This is a genomic window from Pseudomonas fluorescens, from assembly GCF_902498065.1.
GTDB classification, from domain to species: domain Bacteria; phylum Pseudomonadota; class Gammaproteobacteria; order Pseudomonadales; family Pseudomonadaceae; genus Aquipseudomonas; species Aquipseudomonas fluorescens_BJ.
The window spans coordinates 665560-683745 of the sequence record NZ_CABVIR010000003.1 but is presented as its reverse complement, the minus strand read 5'-3'; the positions used below and the strand labels follow the sequence as shown (position 1 = coordinate 683745).

General features: G+C 58.1%; 19 protein-coding genes. 9 read left to right on the top strand and 10 right to left on the bottom strand.

Going from position 1 to position 18186, the window contains the following annotated elements:
* Positions 1-563 precede the first annotated feature (563 nt).
* Positions 564-1763: a tyrosine--tRNA ligase gene (tyrS, locus tag F8N43_RS15920; RefSeq protein ID WP_150634768.1), complete on the bottom strand. Its 1200-nt coding sequence runs from the start codon at positions 1761-1763 to the stop codon at positions 564-566.
* Positions 1764-1974: 211 nt separating this feature from the next.
* On the opposite strand from tyrS, the gene F8N43_RS15915 reads away from it, so the two are divergent.
* On the top strand, positions 1975-3393 hold the full coding sequence (locus tag F8N43_RS15915; RefSeq protein WP_150634769.1) for a peptidoglycan DD-metalloendopeptidase family protein: 1419 nt from the start codon (positions 1975-1977) through the stop codon (positions 3391-3393).
* A 3-nt stretch (positions 3394-3396) separates the two neighbouring features.
* A complete protein-coding gene (locus F8N43_RS15910; protein WP_150639152.1) occupies positions 3397-4488 on the top strand; it encodes an anhydro-N-acetylmuramic acid kinase in 1092 nt (363 codons plus the stop codon).
* A 73-nt stretch (positions 4489-4561) separates the two neighbouring features.
* On the opposite strand, the gene erpA is transcribed toward F8N43_RS15910, so the two are convergent.
* Positions 4562-4912, bottom strand: a complete 351-nt coding sequence (gene erpA / locus F8N43_RS15905; protein WP_007947969.1) for an iron-sulfur cluster insertion protein ErpA — start codon at positions 4910-4912, stop codon at positions 4562-4564.
* A gap of 168 nt (positions 4913-5080) precedes the next feature.
* Entirely contained in the window at positions 5081-6115 is a 1035-nt protein-coding gene (gene argC / locus F8N43_RS15900) for an N-acetyl-gamma-glutamyl-phosphate reductase (protein WP_150639151.1), read from the bottom strand.
* Between the two features lie 135 nt (positions 6116-6250).
* Here argC and hemJ point away from each other — a divergent pair, with 135 nt between their 5' ends.
* The 6 genes from hemJ to coq7 all read left to right on the top strand — a co-directional run bounded on the left by hemJ (position 6251) and on the right by coq7 (position 10840).
* Complete coding sequence (gene hemJ, locus F8N43_RS15895) at positions 6251-6679, top strand: protoporphyrinogen oxidase HemJ (RefSeq protein ID WP_150634772.1); 429 nt, start codon at positions 6251-6253, stop codon at positions 6677-6679.
* 33 nt (positions 6680-6712) lie between these two features.
* Positions 6713-7681: an NAD(P)H-dependent flavin oxidoreductase gene (locus F8N43_RS15890; protein WP_150639150.1), complete on the top strand. Its 969-nt coding sequence runs from the start codon at positions 6713-6715 to the stop codon at positions 7679-7681.
* Between the two features lie 92 nt (positions 7682-7773).
* Entirely contained in the window at positions 7774-8751 is a 978-nt protein-coding gene (locus tag F8N43_RS15885) for a DUF805 domain-containing protein (protein ID WP_150639149.1), read from the top strand.
* A gap of 62 nt (positions 8752-8813) precedes the next feature.
* Positions 8814-9602, top strand: coding sequence for an SDR family NAD(P)-dependent oxidoreductase (locus F8N43_RS15880; RefSeq protein WP_150634775.1), 789 nt, complete (start codon positions 8814-8816; stop codon positions 9600-9602).
* 81 nt (positions 9603-9683) lie between these two features.
* Entirely contained in the window at positions 9684-10022 is a 339-nt protein-coding gene (locus tag F8N43_RS15875) for a histidine triad nucleotide-binding protein (RefSeq protein ID WP_008027110.1), read from the top strand.
* A 170-nt stretch (positions 10023-10192) separates the two neighbouring features.
* Positions 10193-10840, top strand: a complete 648-nt coding sequence (gene coq7, locus F8N43_RS15870; RefSeq protein ID WP_150639148.1) for a 2-polyprenyl-3-methyl-6-methoxy-1,4-benzoquinone monooxygenase — start codon at positions 10193-10195, stop codon at positions 10838-10840.
* A 97-nt stretch (positions 10841-10937) separates the two neighbouring features.
* Here coq7 and speD read toward each other — a convergent pair whose 3' ends face one another.
* Both speD and F8N43_RS15860 read right to left on the bottom strand, forming a co-directional pair.
* Positions 10938-11732 (bottom strand): adenosylmethionine decarboxylase, encoded by a 795-nt coding sequence (gene speD / locus F8N43_RS15865; RefSeq protein ID WP_150634265.1) that lies wholly within the window; start codon positions 11730-11732, stop codon positions 10938-10940.
* Between the two features lie 239 nt (positions 11733-11971).
* Positions 11972-12394, bottom strand: a complete 423-nt coding sequence (locus F8N43_RS15860) for an OsmC family protein (protein WP_007941657.1) — start codon at positions 12392-12394, stop codon at positions 11972-11974.
* 231 nt (positions 12395-12625) lie between these two features.
* Here F8N43_RS15860 and crp point away from each other — a divergent pair, with 231 nt between their 5' ends.
* Positions 12626-13270 (top strand): cAMP-activated global transcriptional regulator CRP, encoded by a 645-nt coding sequence (gene crp / locus F8N43_RS15855; RefSeq protein ID WP_008027103.1) that lies wholly within the window; start codon positions 12626-12628, stop codon positions 13268-13270.
* Here crp and F8N43_RS15850 read toward each other — a convergent pair.
* The 5 genes from F8N43_RS15850 to trpE form a co-directional block, all read right to left on the bottom strand.
* The gene (locus F8N43_RS15850; protein ID WP_150639147.1) at positions 13267-13968 is read right to left on the bottom strand and encodes a biotin/lipoate A/B protein ligase family protein; all 702 of its coding nucleotides are present in this window, start codon (positions 13966-13968) and stop codon (positions 13267-13269) included. The genes crp and F8N43_RS15850 overlap by 4 nt on opposite strands.
* Positions 13969-14064: 96 nt before the next feature.
* Positions 14065-14901 carry an indole-3-glycerol phosphate synthase TrpC gene (gene trpC, locus F8N43_RS15845; RefSeq protein WP_150634267.1) on the bottom strand — a complete coding sequence of 279 codons (837 nt, stop codon included), beginning with the start codon at positions 14899-14901 and terminating at the stop codon, positions 14065-14067.
* Positions 14898-15947, bottom strand: coding sequence for an anthranilate phosphoribosyltransferase (gene trpD, locus F8N43_RS15840; protein ID WP_150639146.1), 1050 nt, complete (start codon positions 15945-15947; stop codon positions 14898-14900). The genes trpC and trpD overlap by 4 nt, the downstream gene beginning before the upstream one ends.
* A 9-nt stretch (positions 15948-15956) precedes the next feature.
* Entirely contained in the window at positions 15957-16550 is a 594-nt protein-coding gene (locus F8N43_RS15835; protein ID WP_150634269.1) for an aminodeoxychorismate/anthranilate synthase component II, read from the bottom strand.
* A 114-nt stretch (positions 16551-16664) separates the two neighbouring features.
* Positions 16665-18146 carry an anthranilate synthase component I gene (gene trpE, locus F8N43_RS15830; RefSeq protein WP_150634270.1) on the bottom strand — a complete coding sequence of 494 codons (1482 nt, stop codon included), beginning with the start codon at positions 18144-18146 and terminating at the stop codon, positions 16665-16667.
* Positions 18147-18186 lie beyond the last annotated feature (40 nt).

Sequence of the window (18186 nt, the reverse complement as noted above, 5' to 3'; positions counted from 1 at the left end):
CTCTTCAGTTCAAACATCTTTGGGTTTTTAAGAAACCCTAAACTTGGCTCAGCAATCGTTGGTTACATCTTTGATTTCTCGCGGAGTAACTTGTGATGCTGATAATCTTGTTGACTATCAGTCTGACTCCACAAGCACCCACACGAATTGCTTGATTCAGTTGTTAAAGAGCGGTTGGTTAAGATCTTTCGTCTCAACCGAGGCGCGCATTCTACAGCGTCCTCTGTATCTGTCAAGCGGTTATTTTCAGAAGCTTTCAAAGTTTCCTCTGTAACTTCAACCACTTGCGCTTCCGATCTCTCGTTAGCGGGAGGCGAATTCTACAGCGTTACTCGCTGCTGTCAACACCTCTTTTTCTCCGCTTTCGACCGAGAAGATCGAACCGTCAATTGAGCGACAACACACTGCTCAACCAACTCCTTCTGGGCCTCGATGATCTGAAGCAACTCGCTGTCGAAAACTGCGTAACTCTTTGTTTACCAAGGAGTTTTCCGTTTCGACTGCGCCGGAAGTGCGGCGAATTATAGACTTCCAGAATCTGCCGTCAACACCTAATTCCAGCTTTATTCGGATTTAAGCGAAATACGTGCAAATGCCTTCTTTCCAGCTTGGCAAACGTGAGTCGCACCCAGTACGTATATAAAGGTGCGATCCACAACCTCGCCATCTATACGCACACCGCCAGAATTCAACAAATCACGCGCCACCGCCGAGTTCTTCACCAGACCCGCCTTATTAAGGACGGCAGCGATCGGCATATCTTCGGTAGCGGTCAATTCGATTTCCGGCAGATCGTCCGGCAGTTCGCCATCCTTCATACGATTGCCCGCAGCACGATGAGCACTGGCCGCAGCCTCTTCACCATGGAAGCGTGCAACGATCTCTTCGGCCAGCTTGATCTTGATGTCGCGCGGATTGGCACCTGCCTCAACATCGGCGCGGAATGCATTGATCTCTTCCATCGAACGGAAGCTGAGCAATTCGAAGTAACGCCACATCAGCGCATCCGGAATGGAAACCAGTTTGCCGTACATCACACCCGGCGCTTCCTGGATGCCGACGTAGTTGCCCAGGGACTTGGACATCTTCTTCACGCCATCCAGACCCTCGAGCAACGGCATAGTCAGAATGCACTGTGCTTCCTGACCATAACCACGTTGCAGCTCACGCCCCATCAACAGGTTGAACTTCTGATCGGTACCGCCTAGTTCGACATCCGCGCGCAAGGCAACCGAGTCGTAACCCTGAACCAGCGGATAGAGGAACTCATGAATGGCGATTGGCTGATTCGTCGTATAGCGCTTGTCGAAATCGTCGCGCTCGAGCATGCGAGCAACGGTGTACTGCGAAGTCAGGCGAATGAAGTCGGCCGGCCCCATCTGATCCATCCAGGTGGAGTTGAACGCCACCTCGGTTTTGGCCGGATCAAGAATCTTGAAGACCTGGGTCTTGTAGGTCTCGGCGTTTTCGAGAACCTGTTCGCGAGTCAACGGAGGGCGTGTTGCACTCTTACCGCTCGGATCACCGATCATCCCGGTGAAGTCACCGATGAGAAAGATCACCTGATGCCCCAGCTCCTGGAACTGGCGCAGCTTATTAATAAGCACGGTGTGACCCAGGTGCAAATCCGGCGCGGTCGGATCGAAGCCTGCCTTAATACGTAGCGGCTGGCCACGCTTGAGTTTCTCGATCAGCTCGGACTCGACCAACAGTTCTTCCGCACCACGTTTGATCAGCGCTAGCTGCTCTTCAACCGACTTCATAACAGACCCGCAAGGCTCGAATTCAAAGGGAACCAACCATACAAGATCACGCGTCAAATACAAAGTTTGGCCGGCGCAATGACGCCAATCCGCTGGCAGAGTGTCTGCGGACTTGCTTCAGGGATGATTTGGTTATATTTTATACAGTTATTTCATCTTCATCATGTCATTCATCTTTTCCAATTCATCTTTTTCAAAGTCAAAATTACCTATGACCAAAGAATCGTCTAAAGCGCCACCGCTTTACCCGAAGACCCACCTGCTCGCAGCAAGTGGCATCGCCGCCCTTCTGAGCCTGGCGCTTCTGGTATTTCCTTCCAGTGATGTAGAAGCCAAAAAGACGACCCTGAGTCTTGAACTGGAAAGCCCTGCTGAACAACTGACACAAGATCAAGACGCCGCCGACGCCGCCCAAGCCACAAATGAGCCGGCAACCTCCCCTTTTGCGCAGATCGAAAACAGCGCCGAAGAGCCCCAGCAAACCGCTCAGGCTGCACCCGCGCCGATTGTCGAAGAAAAGAAGGCACCCAACCACAGGGAAGTGATCGTCGCCAAAGGCGACACGCTTTCTACCCTGTTCGAGAAAGTCGGCCTTCCGGCGACTTCGGTGCATGAAGTGCTGGCCAGCGACAAGCAGGCCAAGCAATTCAGCCAACTCAAACATGGCCAGAAACTCGAATTCGAACTGAACCCCGAAGGCCAGCTGACCAACCTGCACAGCAAGGTCAGCGACCTCGAAAGCATCACCCTGACCAAGAATGACAAGGGTTATGTGTTCAACCGCATTACCGCCAAGCCTACCGTGCGCTCTGCCTACGTTCACGGCGTGATCAACAGCTCGCTGTCGCAGTCCGCCGCGCGTGCCGGCCTGTCCCACAGTCTGACCATGGACATGGCCAGCGTGTTTGGCTATGACGTCGACTTCGCCCAGGATATTCGCCAGGGTGACGAGTTCGACGTGATCTACGAACAGAAAGTCGTCAACGGCAAGGCCGTCGGCAATGGCCCGATCCTCTCCGCACGCTTCACCAACCGCGGCAAGACCTACACCGCCGTGCGCTACACCAACAAACAAGGCAACAGCAGCTATTACACTGCTGACGGCAACAGCATGCGCAAGGCGTTTATCCGTACGCCGGTGGACTTCGCCCGCATCAGTTCGAAATTCTCCATGGGTCGCAAGCACCCGATCCTGAACAAGATCCGCGCTCACAAAGGCGTCGATTACGCAGCTCCGCGCGGCACGCCAATCAAGGCGGCCGGCGATGGCAAAGTATTGTTGGCCGGTCGTCGCGGGGGCTACGGCAATACCGTGATCATCCAGCACGGCAACACCTACCGTACGCTGTATGGCCACATGCAAGGTTTCGCCAAAGGCGTGCGGACCGGCGGCACCGTCAAGCAGGGCCAAGTGATCGGTTACATCGGCACAACCGGCCTGTCCACGGGACCGCATCTGCACTACGAGTTCCAGGTCAATGGTGTGCACGTCGATCCACTGGGTCAGAAGGTGGCAATGGCCGATCCAATTTCCAAAGCAGAACGGGCACGGTTCCTCGCGCAGAGTCAGCCTCTGATGGCGCGCATGGACCAAGAGAAATCCACCCAACTGGCTTCGAGCAAGCGCTAAACCATGACGCTCTATATAGGTGTGATGTCCGGAACCAGTCTCGATGGCCTGGATATCGCGCTGGTCGAGCTGAACCCGGCGATCAAACTGATCGCCACGCATTACATCCCCATGCCCGATTCCCTGCGCACCGAGTTGCTTGGCTTGTGCGCCAGCGGCCCGGACGAGATTGCCCGCTCAGCCATCGCCCAGCAAAACTGGGTGAAACTGGCGGCGCGGGGTATTCACACCCTTCTTGATCAACAAAACCTGAAACCCGAAGACATTCGCGCAATTGGCAGCCATGGCCAGACCATTCGCCACGAACCGGCGCGTGGTTTCACGGTGCAGATCGGTAACCCTGCCCTGCTGACCGAATTAGCCGGCATCACCGTGGTCAGCGATTTCCGCAGTCGCGACGTTGCGGCAGGCGGACAAGGCGCACCATTGGTTCCAGCGTTTCACGAAGCGCTGTTTGAAGAACAGGCGGGCAACCGTGCGGTATTGAACGTCGGCGGTTTCAGCAACCTCAGCCTGATCGAAGCCGGCAAACCAGTAGCCGGTTTCGACTGCGGCCCCGGGAACGTGCTGCTGGACGCGTGGATACATCAGCAACGCGGCGAAAACTTTGATCGTGACGGCCAATGGGCTGCCAGCGGAAAAGTCGAACCTGTTCTGCTGAAAGCGCTACTCAGTGATCCGTTCTTCGTGACCAAGGGCCCGAAGAGCACCGGTCGCGAAGTGTTCAATCTGCCATGGCTGACACAGCATCTTTCGAATTTGCCGACCTTCGCCGCCGAAGACGTGCAAGCAACACTGCTCGAGCTGACCGCACTGACCATCGTCGAGTCACTGCAAAGCGCTCAAGCAGATACCCAAGAGTTGCTGGTCTGCGGTGGCGGTGCACACAACGCCACGCTGATGAAGCGCTTGGCCAGCCTGCTGCCAAACGCCAACGTCAGCAGCACCGCCACTCACGGCGTAGACCCGGACTGGGTCGAAGCCATGGCCTTCGCCTGGCTGGCCCATTGCTGCCTGGAAGGCATTGCGGCCAATCGCCCAAGCGTCACTGGCGCCCGCGGCTTGCGCGTACTCGGCGCCATCTACCCGGCCTGAAACCGAACCCCGGACAGCAAAACGCCGCATGACCCCAAGGTCATGCGGCGTTTGCTCATACGGTGAAACGCGATCAGATCGAGAACGAAGAGCCACAGCCACACGTGGTGCTGGCGTTCGGGTTCTTGATGACAAAACGCGAACCTTCCAGACCCTCCTGATAATCCACCTCGGCGCCTGCCAGGTACTGGAAGCTCATCGGATCGACGACCAGACTCACACCTTCGCGCTCGACGATGGTGTCGTCATCGGCCACTTCTTCATCGAAGGTGAAGCCGTACTGAAAACCTGAACAACCGCCGCCCGTAACGAATACGCGCAGCTTCAAGCGATCATTCCCCTCTTCATCGACCAGACTCTTCACCTTGTGCGCGGCACCGTGAGTGAATTGCAAAGCCGTGGGGGTGAAGGATTCGACGCTCATGCTGACTATCTCCCGGCGTTACGCCGCCATAATGCGTGATGACGCGCATTATCCGCTTCTCCTAGAAAATCGGTCAACTATTGTTACGGTATATCAATAAACCCGATTGCCGGTGCGAAACGCAAAAAGGCCCGTTCAACGGGCCTTTTTGCTGAGCGGGCTAAAGCCTTACGGCAGCATGCCGGCGTGCGACAAGCCCAGACGCTCATCCAGACCGAACAGGATGTTCAGATTCTGCACCGCCTGACCCGACGCACCTTTGACCAGGTTATCGATGACTGACAACACAACCACCAGATCACCGTCCTGCGGACGATGCACGGCGAGACGGCAGACGTTGGCGCCGCGCACGCTGCGGGTTTCCGGATGGCTGCCTGCCGGCATCACATCAACGAACGGTTCATTGGCATAACGCTTTTCAAACAGCGCCTGCAGATCCACCGAACGATCCACGACCGTCGCATAGAGCGTCGAGTGAATGCCGCGAATCATCGGCGTCAGGTGTGGAACGAAGGTCAGGCCGACCTCCTTTCCTGCTGCACGACGCAGCCCCTGGCGAATTTCCGGCAAGTGACGATGACCTTTGACGGCGTAGGCCTTCATGCTTTCCGACGTCTCGGAGTACAGCGAACCTACGGCAGCGCCACGACCGGCACCGCTGACACCGGATTTGCAGTCAGCGATCAAGCGCGAGGTATCGGCCAGGCCGGCTTCGAGCAATGGCAGAAAACCCAATTGCGTTGCGGTAGGGTAGCAACCCGGCACGGCGATCAGGCGAGCCTTTTTGATCTGCTCGCGATTGACTTCCGGCAAGCCGTAGACTGCTTCATCCAGCAGTTCCGGCGCGCCGTGAGGCTGGCCGTACCACTTGGCCCACTCATCGGCATCTTGCAGACGGAAGTCCGCCGACAGGTCGATGACCTTGGTCCCGGCCGCCAGCAGTTCACCGGCCAGCGCGTGGGCGACACCGTGAGGCGTGGCGAAGAACACCACGTCGCAAGCACCCAGCGTCTTGATGTCCGGAACGCTGAACGCCAGGCCGTCGTAATGGCCGCGCAGGTTCGGGTACATATCAGCCACGGCCAGACCGGCCTCGGATCGGGAAGTGATCACTACCACTTCTGCTTGCGGATGCTGTGCCAACAGACGCAGCAGTTCGACACCGGTGTAACCCGTGCCGCCGACGATACCGACCTTGACCATAAACCTGCCCTCAACGAACCCACTGGAAAGCCGTCGATAATAGGGCCCGTATCGCCCTGCGACAACCGTCAAGGTGACGTGCGGACGCTCTACCCTCTACTATCTTCGCTACCGTGAACCTGGGAATAACTAAAAATGCTTTATCTGTGGCTCAAAGCGCTTCATATCATCAGCATGGTCTGCTGGTTTGCCGGCCTGTTTTACCTGCCGCGCCTGTTCGTCTATCACGCCCAAAGCGAAGACACTGTCAGCAAGGAACGCTTCAGCCTCATGGAACGCAAGCTGTATCGCGGCATCATGGGCCCGGCGATGATCGCCACGCTGATTTTTGGTATTGCACTGATTGCGCTGAACCCAAGCATATTCAGTCAAGGCGCCTGGATTCACGCCAAATTGACGCTGGTGGTCATCCTGATCGGCTACCACCACATGTGCGGCGCACAGGTGAAACGTTTTGCCCGTGGCGAGAACACCCGCAGCCATGTCTTTTTTCGCTGGTTCAATGAAGTGCCGGTTCTGATATTGCTGGCTATCGTAATTCTGGTCGTCGTTCGGCCGTTTTAACTTCAATCAGCACCACTCACCGGGGTACTTCCAATGTCGCTGCCCGCTTTGCTCGAACAACGTTTGCGTCTGCCCGTGGTGGCAGCGCCGATGTTCCTGATTTCCAACCCGCAACTGGTGCTCGCCTGCTGCCGTAACGGCGTGGTGGGCAGCTTCCCCGCGCTGAACCAGCGTGAGAGCAGCGGCTTCAAGGCCTGGCTGGAAGAGATCGAAGCAGGGCTGGCGACACTGGAGAACCCGGCGCCTTATGCCGTGAATCTGATCGTCCACAACAGTAACCCGCGCCTGCAAGCGGACCTGGACATCTGTATCGAGCACAAGGTGCCGATTGTGATTACCAGCCTTGGCGCCGTGAAAGAACTGGTCGATGCGGTGCACAGCTATGGCGGCCTGGTGTTCCATGACGTAACCACTCGACGTCACGCAGAGAAAGCAGCGGAGGCTGGCGTGGATGGTTTGATCGCCGTGGCCGCGGGCGCCGGTGGACACGCGGGCACCTGGAGCCCGTTTTCGCTGATTGCCGAAATCCGCCAGTTCTTCGACAAAACGCTGCTGCTCGCCGGCTGCCTGAACCACGGTCACGAGATACTCGCGGCACAATTGCTCGGTGCGGATCTGGCCTACTTCGGTACGCGATTTATCGGCACCGCTGAAAGTCATGCGCCAGACGCCTACAAAGAGATGCTGCTGAACGCCAGAGCGGCCGACATCATCCATACGCCGGCGGTGTCGGGCGTACCGGCGAGCTTTATGCGCCAGAGCCTGGAAGCGGCCGGTTTCGACATGGCAGCGTTGCAAAACAAGGGCGAAGTCAATTTCGGCTCCAAGCTCAAGCCGTTGAGCGATGAAGCGAAGGCCTGGAAAACCGTGTGGTCCGCCGGCCAGGGTGTCGGAGAGATCGACGATTTGCCGAGCGTGGATCAATTGGTTGCACGTCTGGACGCTGAATACCGCAAGGCGCTGGAGCAGGCAGCGCAACTGCCGACACGCTGGCCGCGCTAGCAGGAAATTTGGCCAGTCATCATCGACTGGCCTTACACTCCGGACTTGCAACTCTCTAACTATTCAAACACTCGCGACAAGGATGCCTCGCAATGAGCGACAACCGTTTCAAGATCGTATTCGACGGCGCTCTGCTGCCAGGTGTCGAGATCGCCACTGCCAAACTCAATCTGGCGGAGTTGTACAAAAGCGAAGTGGCCGCCATCGAACGGCTGTTCAACGGCCAGACGGTCACGCTCAAGCAAGGCCTGTCGCAGACCGACGCGCAAACCTACCTCCAGGCACTGACGAAAACCGGCATTGATGCCCGCATCGAAGCCGAACCCTCGATTGAACTGAACCTGGCGGACGCCCAGCACCACGCCCCTGCCAACAGCCAACCCGTGTTCGCAGACCCTGAGTCGCCTTATGCTCCACCTCAAGCCAGAGTCGGCGAAAGCCTGCCGCCGTTCGGCACGCTCAAGCCTTTCGGCGTCGAGGGACGCATCGGTCGTTTGCGCTATCTGGCCTGGACCATGGTGCTGACGCTGGTCATGCTCGGCGTCGGGTCGGTCTTGGCCATTTTCGCCATCGCCCTGATCAGCAGCGATTCGACCGCTGGCCTGATTGTCGGAGGCCTGGTGGTATTTTTCCTGTGCATCGCCATCGCAGTCGTCAGCATTCAGATCAGCGTTCAACGGCTGCACGATATTGGCTGGTCCGGCTGGCTCTGGTTGCTGAATCTCGTGCCATTCGTGGGCAGTTTCTTTCCGTTCGTGATCATGTGCGTGCCAGGCACCAACATCGCCAATCGCTATGGCCCTCCACCACCGCCGAACACCACGGCGGTCAAAGTGCTGTCTTCGCTGTGGATCGTGGTGATTGCCCTCGGCCTTGTTGGTCTGTTGGCGGGTGGCTTCAGTGCGATCCAGCAAGAGTACGAAACCGCTGCCGAAACCAGCTATGACAGCGGCTCGGTAACCACCGACGAAGTGGAAGTCGAGCCCGCCGAAGAGGCGGAACAAGTACCGGATTCCACAGACGATGAAGCCGAAGAAGCCCCGGCCCCTGTAGACTCTGCGAAAGAATGAACAGCGCTCCCCGCCCGTGACACCTGCGTCGCCGGCGCGGAGCTGTTGCGATGGAGAACTGCATGACCCGTTACGCTCTGATCACTGGCGCCTCCAGTGGCATCGGCCTGGCGATGGCCGAAGCGCTGGCCCGCCGTGGCCGCAGCCTGATTCTGGTGGCACGACAGCGTGATCAGCTGGAAAGTATTGCAATTGAACTGACCCAACGCTTTGGTGTGGAAGTGTTGTTCCGCGCCTGCGACCTCGGCGAGCCTCTGCGCCTGTCCGGGTTTCTGCTGGAACTGGAAGAAGGTGACCGGCAGATCGACCTGCTGGTGAACTGCGCTGGCATCGGCACCTGCGGCCCATTCCTCGCGCAGGACTGGATGACCGAGCAAGACCTGATCGAAGTGAACATTCTGGCCCTGACTCGCCTGTGCCACGCCATCGGCAACAGCATGGCCTTGCAGGGTGGCGGGCAGATTCTGAACGTCGCGTCTGTCGCAGCGTTCCATCCCGGCCCGTGGATGAGCACTTACTACGCCAGCAAAGCCTATGTGCTGCACTTTTCCGAAGGGTTGCGCGTCGAACTGAAGAAATGCGCAGTCAAGGTTTCCGTACTCTGCCCCGGCCCGACCCGCACCGCGTTTTTCCGCACTGCCCAGCTGAACAGCGACAAACTGGTCCAGAGCAAACTGTTGATGAGCCCCGAGGAAGTCGCGCTGTATACAGTGAGGGCACTGGAAAAGAACCGCGCCATTATTATTCCGGGCCGGCTGAACCGATGGTTCGCTTTCCTGCCACGGCTCGGCTCACGCTGGTTGATCAGGACCCTCACCGGCATGGTCAACAAGGCCTATTGCCCGCGTTGATCAAGCTTCAAGGCAAAAGGCTGGGCTCGGGGATCCCCCATGAGTACACTCAGGCCAGACCAAATAACGGAGAAAACAGCTGTGGATACTCTGTTCACCAAAATCATCAACCGGGAAATCCCGGCGAAGATCATTTACGAGGACGACCAGGTACTGGCCTTCCACGACATCGCCCCACAGGCACCGGTGCATTTTCTGGTGATCCCGAAGAAACCGGTGCGCACCCTCAACGACCTCACCGAGGACGACAAGGCATTGGCCGGGCATATCCTGTTCACTGCCCAGCGCCTGGCACTGGAACTGGGTTGCGAAAAAGGCTTTCGCGTTGTCATGAACTGCAATGAAGAAGGTGGGCAAACTGTTTACCACATTCATATGCACGTACTGGGTCAGCGCCAGATGCATTGGCCGCCGGGTTGATTCATACCCCGCCCCTGCAGGAACCCGGCTTGCCGGCGATGGCGTCATCGAGACCGCCACCGCCGGCAAGCCGGCTCCTGCACATGCAACCTGCGTCGCAATGACCCAGCGCAAACCTTCCCCGGCCGATTGGGTTAAACTGGCCGCCGAGATTCCTCCCGGAGATCAGCATGACTACCCAACGTCACTACTCGCCGATTGACCGCCTTCTGCTGCAAGCCGATGCCGCGATGCGTACCCTGCTGCCGTTCAGTGGCCAGCCGTACCGTCCGTCTCCCGCGATTGTGCAGCCGGAAGCGCAAATGAGCGACGAAGACACCCGGCACGTCGCCGGTCTGATGCGCATCAACCACACCGGCGAAGTCTGCGCCCAGGCGCTGTATCAGGGGCAGGCCTTGACCGCCAAGTTGCCGCACGTGCGCGCCGCCATGGAACATGCCGCCGAAGAAGAAATCGACCACCTTGTCTGGTGCGAGCAACGCATCAAGCAGTTGGGCAGCCATACCAGCATTCTCAACCCGCTGTTCTATGGCATGTCGTTCGGGATTGGCGCGGTGGCCGGGTTGATCAGCGACAAGGTCAGCCTGGGGTTCGTGGCTGCTACCGAGCATCAGGTGTGCAAGCACTTGAACGAGCACCTTGAACAGTTGCCGGCCGAGGACGAAAAGTCCCGGGCGATTCTTGAACAGATGCGGACTGATGAAGAACACCATGCCGAAAGCGCGCTGGAGGCCGGGGGCTTTCGTTTTCCGGCACCGGTGAAGTTCGGAATGAGCTTGATGGCCAAGGTCATGACCAAGAGTACTTATCGGATCTGATTTCAGTTTTTTTGCCGGAGCGAGCTTGCTTCTACAAGGGCAAGACATAAAAAAGGCGACTACCGTGAGGTAGTCGCCTTTTTTGTGTTCGAAAATCTTAGGTCGGCATGTTGCGCGCGTAGAAGATTTCGAGCATTTCGTGTTTCACACGGTCGGTCACTTGAGCACGTTGCTCAGAGGACAGGTTGTTGGTCGCGTCGCCGAACAGGTAGTTATCCAGTTCGAAGTTCTTCAACAGCATTTTGGTGTGGAACAGGTTTTCCTGGTACACGTTCACGTCGGTCATCTGGTACGCGTCGCGGGTGTCGTCGGAGAGGTAGTTCTGAATCGAGTTGATCTCGTGATCGATGAAGTGCTTGTTGCCTTCGACGTCACGGGTGAAACCGCGCACGCGATAATCCACGGTCACGATGTCCGAATCGAACTGGTGAATCAGGAAATTGAGCGCTTTAAGCGGTGAAATGACGCCACAGGTCGACACGTCAATGTCCACACGGAAAGTTGCAATACCGGCGTCCGGATGGATTTCCGGGTAGGTGTGCACCGTGATGTGGCTTTTGTCGAGGTGGGCCAGGATGATTTCGGGCAACGGGCCTGGCGACTCTTCGATCTGGCTGTCGGTCGGGGTCACCGGCTCTTCAGAGATCAGAATCGTGACGCTGGCGCCCTGTGGGTCGTAGTCCTGACTGGCAATGTTCAGGATGTTGGCACCAATGATATCGACAACTTCTGTGAGGATCTGCGTCAGGCGTTTCGCGTTGTACTCTTCATTGATGTACTCGACGTAAGCCTGCTGGTCTTGCGGGGTTTCCGCGTAGCAGATGTCATAGATGTTGAAGCTCAAGGTCTTTGTCAGGTTATTGAACCCGTGGAGCTTGAGTTTGCTTTTCACCGTTAAAAACTCTCTATGTATTGCGGCCCGGGCCGCGTGATCAAGCATGCCCGTCAGATGCGAACGACGCACCTGCGTAGGACGGTTAACACCTCTTCGCGATGGCGATTTTGGTTGTCTGTTCGGGCGAGCGGCCGGTCGGCTGACGGACCACTACCCTGAAAAAAGTGGCGCATTATGCAGACGTCAGCTTGGGATCGCCAGAGTCTGCACTGCTTTTATGATAGTTGAATGTCGATTCAACCGAGTTCGATGATTTCGTAGTCGTGGGTAATCGCAACACCGGCCGCGCCGAGCATGATCGACGCCGAGCAATACTTCTCGGCAGACAGCTCGATGGCGCGTTTGACCTGGGCTTCTTTCAGCCCGCGGCCCTTGACCACAAAGTGCATGTGAATCTTGGTGAAGACCTTCGGGTCCTCGGTCGCACGTTCGGCTTCAAGGAAAGCTTCGCAGCTCTCGACGGCCTGACGGGACTTCTTGAGGATGCTGACCACGTCGAAATTGCTGCAACCGCCGACGCCCAGCAGGAGCATTTCCATCGGCCGGACACCCAGGTTACGACCACCGGCATCGGGTGGACCGTCCATGACCACGACATGACCGCTACCGGATTCGCCGAGGAACATGGCTTCGCCAGCCCATTGGATGCGTGCCTTCATCGCCAAGACTCCACTGTCTAAAAAAGGGTCGCCAGCTTAGCACAGGGCTCTGGATTGACAGCGCTCGCCGTCCTAGGACGATAGCCTTCTGCGTTGTAGGTAAAATCTCGAATATTGCAGGAAGTGTCTGTTAAGCTGGCGCCAATTCGCTGGCGCATAGCCAGCTTTGTAGCAACCTCAGCGTCTCATAAAAAAACCAAACACACCGTGCAGTCTTTTCGGGATACAACCATGGTTGCTATTGCCCCTACCCCCAAAATCAAGAACCTCGACAAGCTGTTGATGCATTGCCAACGCCGTCGTTATGCGGCCAAGAGCAATATCATTTGCGCCGGCGACCGCTCGGAGACGCTGTTCTTCATTATCAAAGGCTCGGTCACCATCCTGATCGAGGATGACGACGGCCGTGAAATGATCATCGCCTATCTGAACTCCGGAGACTTTTTCGGCGAGCTGGGTCTGTTTGAACAGGCTGGCCTCGAACAAGAGCGCAGCGCCTGGGTGCGGGCCAAGATCGAGTGCGAAGTAGCGGAAATCAGCTACGCGAAGTTCCGCGAATTGTCCCAACAAGACCCGGACATTCTTTACGTACTCAGCGGACAAATCGCACAGCGCCTGCGCAACACCACGCGCAAAGTCGGCGACCTCGCCTTCTTCGACGTGACTGGCCGCGTTGCCCGTTGCCTGCTGGAATTGTGCAAACAGCCCGATGCGATGACCCACCCTGATGGCATGCAGATCAAGGTGACACGTCAGGAAATCGGGCGAATTGTCGGGTGTTCCCGCGAGATGGTTGGCCGCGTACTCAAGGATCTCGAGGAACGCAACCTGGTCGACGTCAAAGGCAAGACCATGGTGGTCTTCGGTACGCGCTAAACCTTGAACATGTCTGCCAGCAACTGGCGATAGAGCGCGTCGAGCCGCCCCAGTGCGTCCGGCGCAGCAAACTTCTCATGGAGCGCGATGTGGCTCTCGGCGCGGACACGCGGCTCCAGGCCGCAGGCCTCATTGAAGCGATTGACCGCCGCGACCATCGATTCGCGCTCGTTATCCAGCAACAACGCACCGTGCACCAGGCCGACCGGACGCGTGCCGCCCTTGCTCTGGCGCCAGCGCTGAGCGGTGCCGACCATCTTGCGTCCATCGAGGTTGACGTTGAAACGTCCGTCGCAGAACGCGCCGTCCACTTCACCCAGGGACGAAACGCCACCCAGTTCATCCAGTAACTGGCAGATCGGATCGCAGAGTCGACGGTAAGCGCTTTCGATGCGGTTCTGGTCACCCTCGCTGCGCGGCGGGGCGTAGACCAAAGCGATGTTGATGGTTGAAGCCGATTGCGGCACCGGCTCGCCACCGGTTTCGCGCAACAGTACTGGCCAGCCTGCGGCGGCAGATACTTCGCACGCGGCTTCGAAACCAGGCAGGCGATTCAAGCGGCGCGGCATGACCAGTGCCCGATCACTGGGTTGCCAGAACAACAGACCGAATTCTGAGTCGCCGGTGCAGACTGAGGCCAGCAAATCCTGTTCGGCTTGCAGGCCTGCTTCTACAGTCAGAGAGATTGGTTGGGGCATGGACGACTCCGTAAGACCTGACGTCTTTGGGGTACTTGATGGCCTCTTCGCGGGCAAGCCCGCTCCCACAGGGGATCGGGCGCCTGCAAAAATGTCTCAGTCGAGGGTCGAGCCGCTGACCGCAACACCACGCTCAGGGAAGAACAGACGCTGAAGCTCGGTGCCCGGGCTTTCGGCGCGCATGAACGCTTCGCCCACCAGGAACGCATACACGTCGCTGATTTCCATCAGTTCGACATCGGCCCGATTGAGGATGCCGCTCTCAGTGATCACCAAACGATCGCGCGGAATCCGTGGCAACAGGTCCAGGGTGGTTTCGAGGCTGACGTCGAAGGTGTGCAGGTTGCGGTTGTTCACGCCGACCAGCGGCGTGTCGAGGGTTTTCAAGGCCCGGTCCAGTTCGTCGCCGTCATGGACTTCCACCAACACGTCGAGGCCGACGCTTTTTGCCACCGCTGCCAGCTCGGCCATCTTCACGTCGTCCAGTGCGGAGACGATCAACAGCACGCAGTCGGCGCCCAACGCACGGGCCTCGACGATCTGATACGGATCAATCATGAAATCCTTGCGGATCACCGGCAGTTTGCACGCCGCCCTGGCCTGTTGCAGATACGCATCAGCGCCCTGGAAGTAATCGATATCGGTCAACACTGACAGACAGGTCGCGCCGCCCTTCTCGTAGCTGCGGGCGATATCGGCAGGAACGAAGTTCTCGCGAATCACACCTTTGCTAGGCGAAGCTTTCTTGATTTCAGCAATGACCGCAGGCTGCTTGAGCTTGGCCTGCGTCAACAATGCCTTGGCAAAACCACGGGGTGCATCGGCCGCCTTGGCCAGACTTTCCAGCTCCGCCAGACTCACACGAGCGCTACGCTCGGCGACTTCCTGGACTTTGCGCGCCAGAATGTTTTCCAGAACCGTCGGTACACTCATCCCTCATTCTCCACTTTGAATACCGCGGTAAATGCACCCAACTCCTCAAGTTTTTCCCGGGCGAGGCCTGTGTGCAGCGCATCGTGCGCCAGGGCAACACCTTCTTTCAAACTGGTCGCCAGGTCGGCGGCGTATAGCGCAGCACCGGCATTGAGCACGATCATCTCGGCAGCTTTCTGACCGCTCTCGGTCTTGCGTTTGCCCAAGGCATCGCGAATCAGCTCGAGCGAAGCGGCCGGGCTTTCCACCGCCAGGCCGTGCAGGCTCTGGCTCTTCATGCCCAAATCTTCCGGCTCGACCCAATACTCGGTGATCTGGTCATTCTTCAATTCCGCCACGAAGGTCGGCGCCGCCAGACTGAACTCGTCCAGGCCATCCTTCGAGTGCACCACCAGCACGTGCTTGCTGCCCAAACGCTGCAAGACCTCGGCCAACGGCCGGCACAGCGCCTGGCTGAATACGCCCACCACCTGATGTTTCACGCCGGCCGGATTCGTAAGCGGGCCGAGCATGTTGAACAGGGTGCGCAAACCAAGATCCTTGCGCGGACCGGCGGCGTGCTTCATGGCACTGTGATGGGTCTGGGCAAACATGAAGCCGATGCCGACGTTGTCGATGCAACGCGCCACCTGAACCGGGGTCAGGTTCAGGTAGATGCCCGCCGCTTCCAGCAGATCGGCACTACCGCTTTTACCCGACACCGCACGGTTACCGTGCTTGGCCACGGTGCAACCGGCCGCGGCCACCACGAACGAAGAAGCCGTCGAAACGTTGAAAATGTTGGCCCCGTCACCGCCGGTGCCGACCACATCGACGACGCCGTCGAGGGTCTTGAGTTCGACCTTGTCCGCCAGCTCGCGCATGACCGACACGGCGCCGACGATCTCGTCGATGCTTTCGCTCTTCATGCGCATGGCCATCATGAACGCGCCAATTTGTGCGTCCGTGCACTGCCCGGTCATGATTTCGCGCATCACATCGCGCATTTCATCAGTGCTGAGGTCGAGGTGGTCGACGATACGGCCCAAGGCTGTCTTGATATTCATGGAAAGTCCTTAGCGCGTGCCGCCGGTTTGTTTGAGGAAGTTGGCGAACAGCTCGTGGCCCTGTTCAGTCAGGATAGACTCAGGGTGGAACTGCACACCTTCAATGTTCAACGTCTTGTGGCGCAGGCCCATGATCTCGTCGACAGAGCCGTCTTCAAGCTGGGTCCAGGCGGTCAGCTCCAGGCAGTCCGGCAAGGTTTCGCGCTTGACGATCAGCGAGTGATAACGGGTGACGGTCAGCGGATGGTTCAGGCCTTCGAAGACACCTTTGTCCTCGTGAAACACCGGGCTGGTCTTGCCGTGCATCACCTGGCGGGCGCGAACCACGTCGCCGCCAAAGGCCTGGCCAATGGACTGATGGCCCAGGCACACACCCAGGATCGGCAATTTGCCGCCAAAATGTTTGATCACATCAATCGATACGCCCGCTTCCGTTGGCGTGCAAGGGCCTGGAGAAACGACGATCCGCTCAGGGTTGAGGGCTTCGATTTCGGCGATGGTGAGCTCGTCGTTGCGCACGACTTTGACCTCGGCCCCGAGCTCACCGAGGTATTGCACAACGTTGTAAGTAAAAGAGTCGTAGTTATCGATCATCAGCAACATGGCTTGAGAACCTCTTGAATTCACTGACTATAAAGACTGCCTTCGAATGAATGACCCGCAGCGTCCAGCGCTTTGTCAGGCAAAGCGACATGGCATACGGGGCACGTTCTTCAGTCAGCTTTCCGGGGTTTGTTCAGCCAGGGCGACTGCGCGGAACATGGCACGACGCTTGTTCAGGGTTTCTTCCCATTCCAGCGCCGGCACCGAGTCGGCAACGATGCCGCCACCGGCCTGCACGTGCAGTTCGCCGTTCTTGATCACGGCGGTGCGGATCGCAATCGCCGTGTCCATGTTGCCGTTCCAGGCGAAGTAACCGACCGCGCCGCCGTAGACGCCGCGCTTGACCGGCTCCAGTTCGTCGATGATTTCCATCGCACGAATCTTCGGCGCGCCGGACAAGGTGCCCGCCGGCAGGATTGCCCGTAATGCGTCCATCGCCGTCAGCCCGGCCTTTAATTGCCCGGTGACGTTGGAAACAATGTGCATCACGTTGGAATAACGCTCGATGACCATCTTCTCGGTGAGTTTCACCGAACCGATTTCCGAGACGCGACCGGTGTCGTTACGACCCAGGTCGATCAGCATCAAGTGCTCGGCGATTTCCTTGTCATCGGAGAGCAGGTCTTTTTCCAGTGCCAGATCGGCTTCTTCGTTGGCCCCGCGCGGGCGCGTGCCGGCAATCGGGCGCACGGTGATCAGGTTGTCTTCGACCCGCACCAGCACTTCCGGCGAACTGCCGACCACATGGAAGTCGCCGAAGTTGAAGAAGTACATGTAAGGCGTCGGGTTAAAGCAACGCAGCGCCCGGTACAGATCAATCGGCGCAGCCTTGAAGTCGATCGACATGCGCTGGGACGGCACGACCTGCATGCAGTCACCGGCGAGGATGTATTCCTTGATGGTGTCGACGGCTTTTTCGTAATCGTCCTGGGTGAAACTGGAGCGGAACACCGGGTCAGCCGATTGTTGCTTGCTGAAGTCCAGGCCACGGCGCGGAGTGATCGGCTGACGGAGTTTCTCCAGCAGCTCTTCCAGGCGCGCCTGACCTTGCTCGAAGGCGTCTTCCTGCGACGGGTCGGCCAAAACGATGGCGTGCATCTTGCCGGCGAGGTTGTCGAACACCACCACCGCATCGGATACCATCAGCAGAATGTCCGGCACGCCCAGTGGGTCCGGGTTCGGGCACTTGCCCAGACGCTTTTCCACATAGCGCACGCAGTCGTAACCGAAGTAACCCACCAGGCCACCGTTGAAGCGCGGCAGGCCGGGGATGGTCGGAACGTTGTAGCGAGCCTTGAACTCTTCAACGAAAGTCAGCGGATCTTCCGCCTCGTGGCTTTCGATCTCGACGCCGTCGTGGGTCACGCTGACGTGATGGTCATGAACCCGCAGCACGGTGCGGCACGGCAAGCCGATGATCGAGTAACGGCCCCACTTCTCCCCGCCCTGCACCGATTCGAGCAGGTAGGAATTGGGTTCGTCAGCCAGTTTCAGGTAGATCGACAGTGGCGTGTCGAAGTCGGCCAGGGTTTCGCAGGCAAGCGGGATGCGGTTATAGCCGGCAGCGGCCAAACGCAGGAATTCTTCGCGGATCATGGAGTAGCCTCGTGGCTTGAGGTGCTAACAGTCAGGTATG

Bases quoted from the DNA above. Each gene is read 5' to 3' on its own strand.
- F8N43_RS15850 (WP_150639147.1), bottom strand. From the start codon at position 13,968: ATGCCCCAACCAATCTCTCTGACTGTAGAAGCAGGCCTGCAAGCCGAA.
- coq7 (WP_150639148.1), top strand. From the start codon at position 10,193: ATGACTACCCAACGTCACTACTCGCCGATTGACCGCCTTCTGCTGCAA.
- F8N43_RS15835 (WP_150634269.1), bottom strand. From the start codon at position 16,550: ATGTTGCTGATGATCGATAACTACGACTCTTTTACTTACAACGTTGTG.
- F8N43_RS15885 (WP_150639149.1), top strand. From the start codon at position 7,774: ATGAGCGACAACCGTTTCAAGATCGTATTCGACGGCGCTCTGCTGCCA.
- tyrS (WP_150634768.1), bottom strand. From the start codon at position 1,763: ATGAAGTCGGTTGAAGAGCAGCTAGCGCTGATCAAACGTGGTGCGGAA.
- erpA (WP_007947969.1), bottom strand. From the start codon at position 4,912: ATGAGCGTCGAATCCTTCACCCCCACGGCTTTGCAATTCACTCACGGT.
- F8N43_RS15860 (WP_007941657.1), bottom strand. From the start codon at position 12,394: ATGAAGGCACGCATCCAATGGGCTGGCGAAGCCATGTTCCTCGGCGAA.
- argC (WP_150639151.1), bottom strand. From the start codon at position 6,115: ATGGTCAAGGTCGGTATCGTCGGCGGCACGGGTTACACCGGTGTCGAA.
- crp (WP_008027103.1), top strand. From the start codon at position 12,626: ATGGTTGCTATTGCCCCTACCCCCAAAATCAAGAACCTCGACAAGCTG.
- F8N43_RS15890 (WP_150639150.1), top strand. From the start codon at position 6,713: ATGTCGCTGCCCGCTTTGCTCGAACAACGTTTGCGTCTGCCCGTGGTG.
- F8N43_RS15915 (WP_150634769.1), top strand. From the start codon at position 1,975: ATGACCAAAGAATCGTCTAAAGCGCCACCGCTTTACCCGAAGACCCAC.
- hemJ (WP_150634772.1), top strand. From the start codon at position 6,251: ATGCTTTATCTGTGGCTCAAAGCGCTTCATATCATCAGCATGGTCTGC.
- trpD (WP_150639146.1), bottom strand. From the start codon at position 15,947: ATGAATATCAAGACAGCCTTGGGCCGTATCGTCGACCACCTCGACCTC.
- trpE (WP_150634270.1), bottom strand. From the start codon at position 18,146: ATGATCCGCGAAGAATTCCTGCGTTTGGCCGCTGCCGGCTATAACCGC.
- F8N43_RS15910 (WP_150639152.1), top strand. From the start codon at position 3,397: ATGACGCTCTATATAGGTGTGATGTCCGGAACCAGTCTCGATGGCCTG.
- trpC (WP_150634267.1), bottom strand. From the start codon at position 14,901: ATGAGTGTACCGACGGTTCTGGAAAACATTCTGGCGCGCAAAGTCCAG.
- F8N43_RS15880 (WP_150634775.1), top strand. From the start codon at position 8,814: ATGACCCGTTACGCTCTGATCACTGGCGCCTCCAGTGGCATCGGCCTG.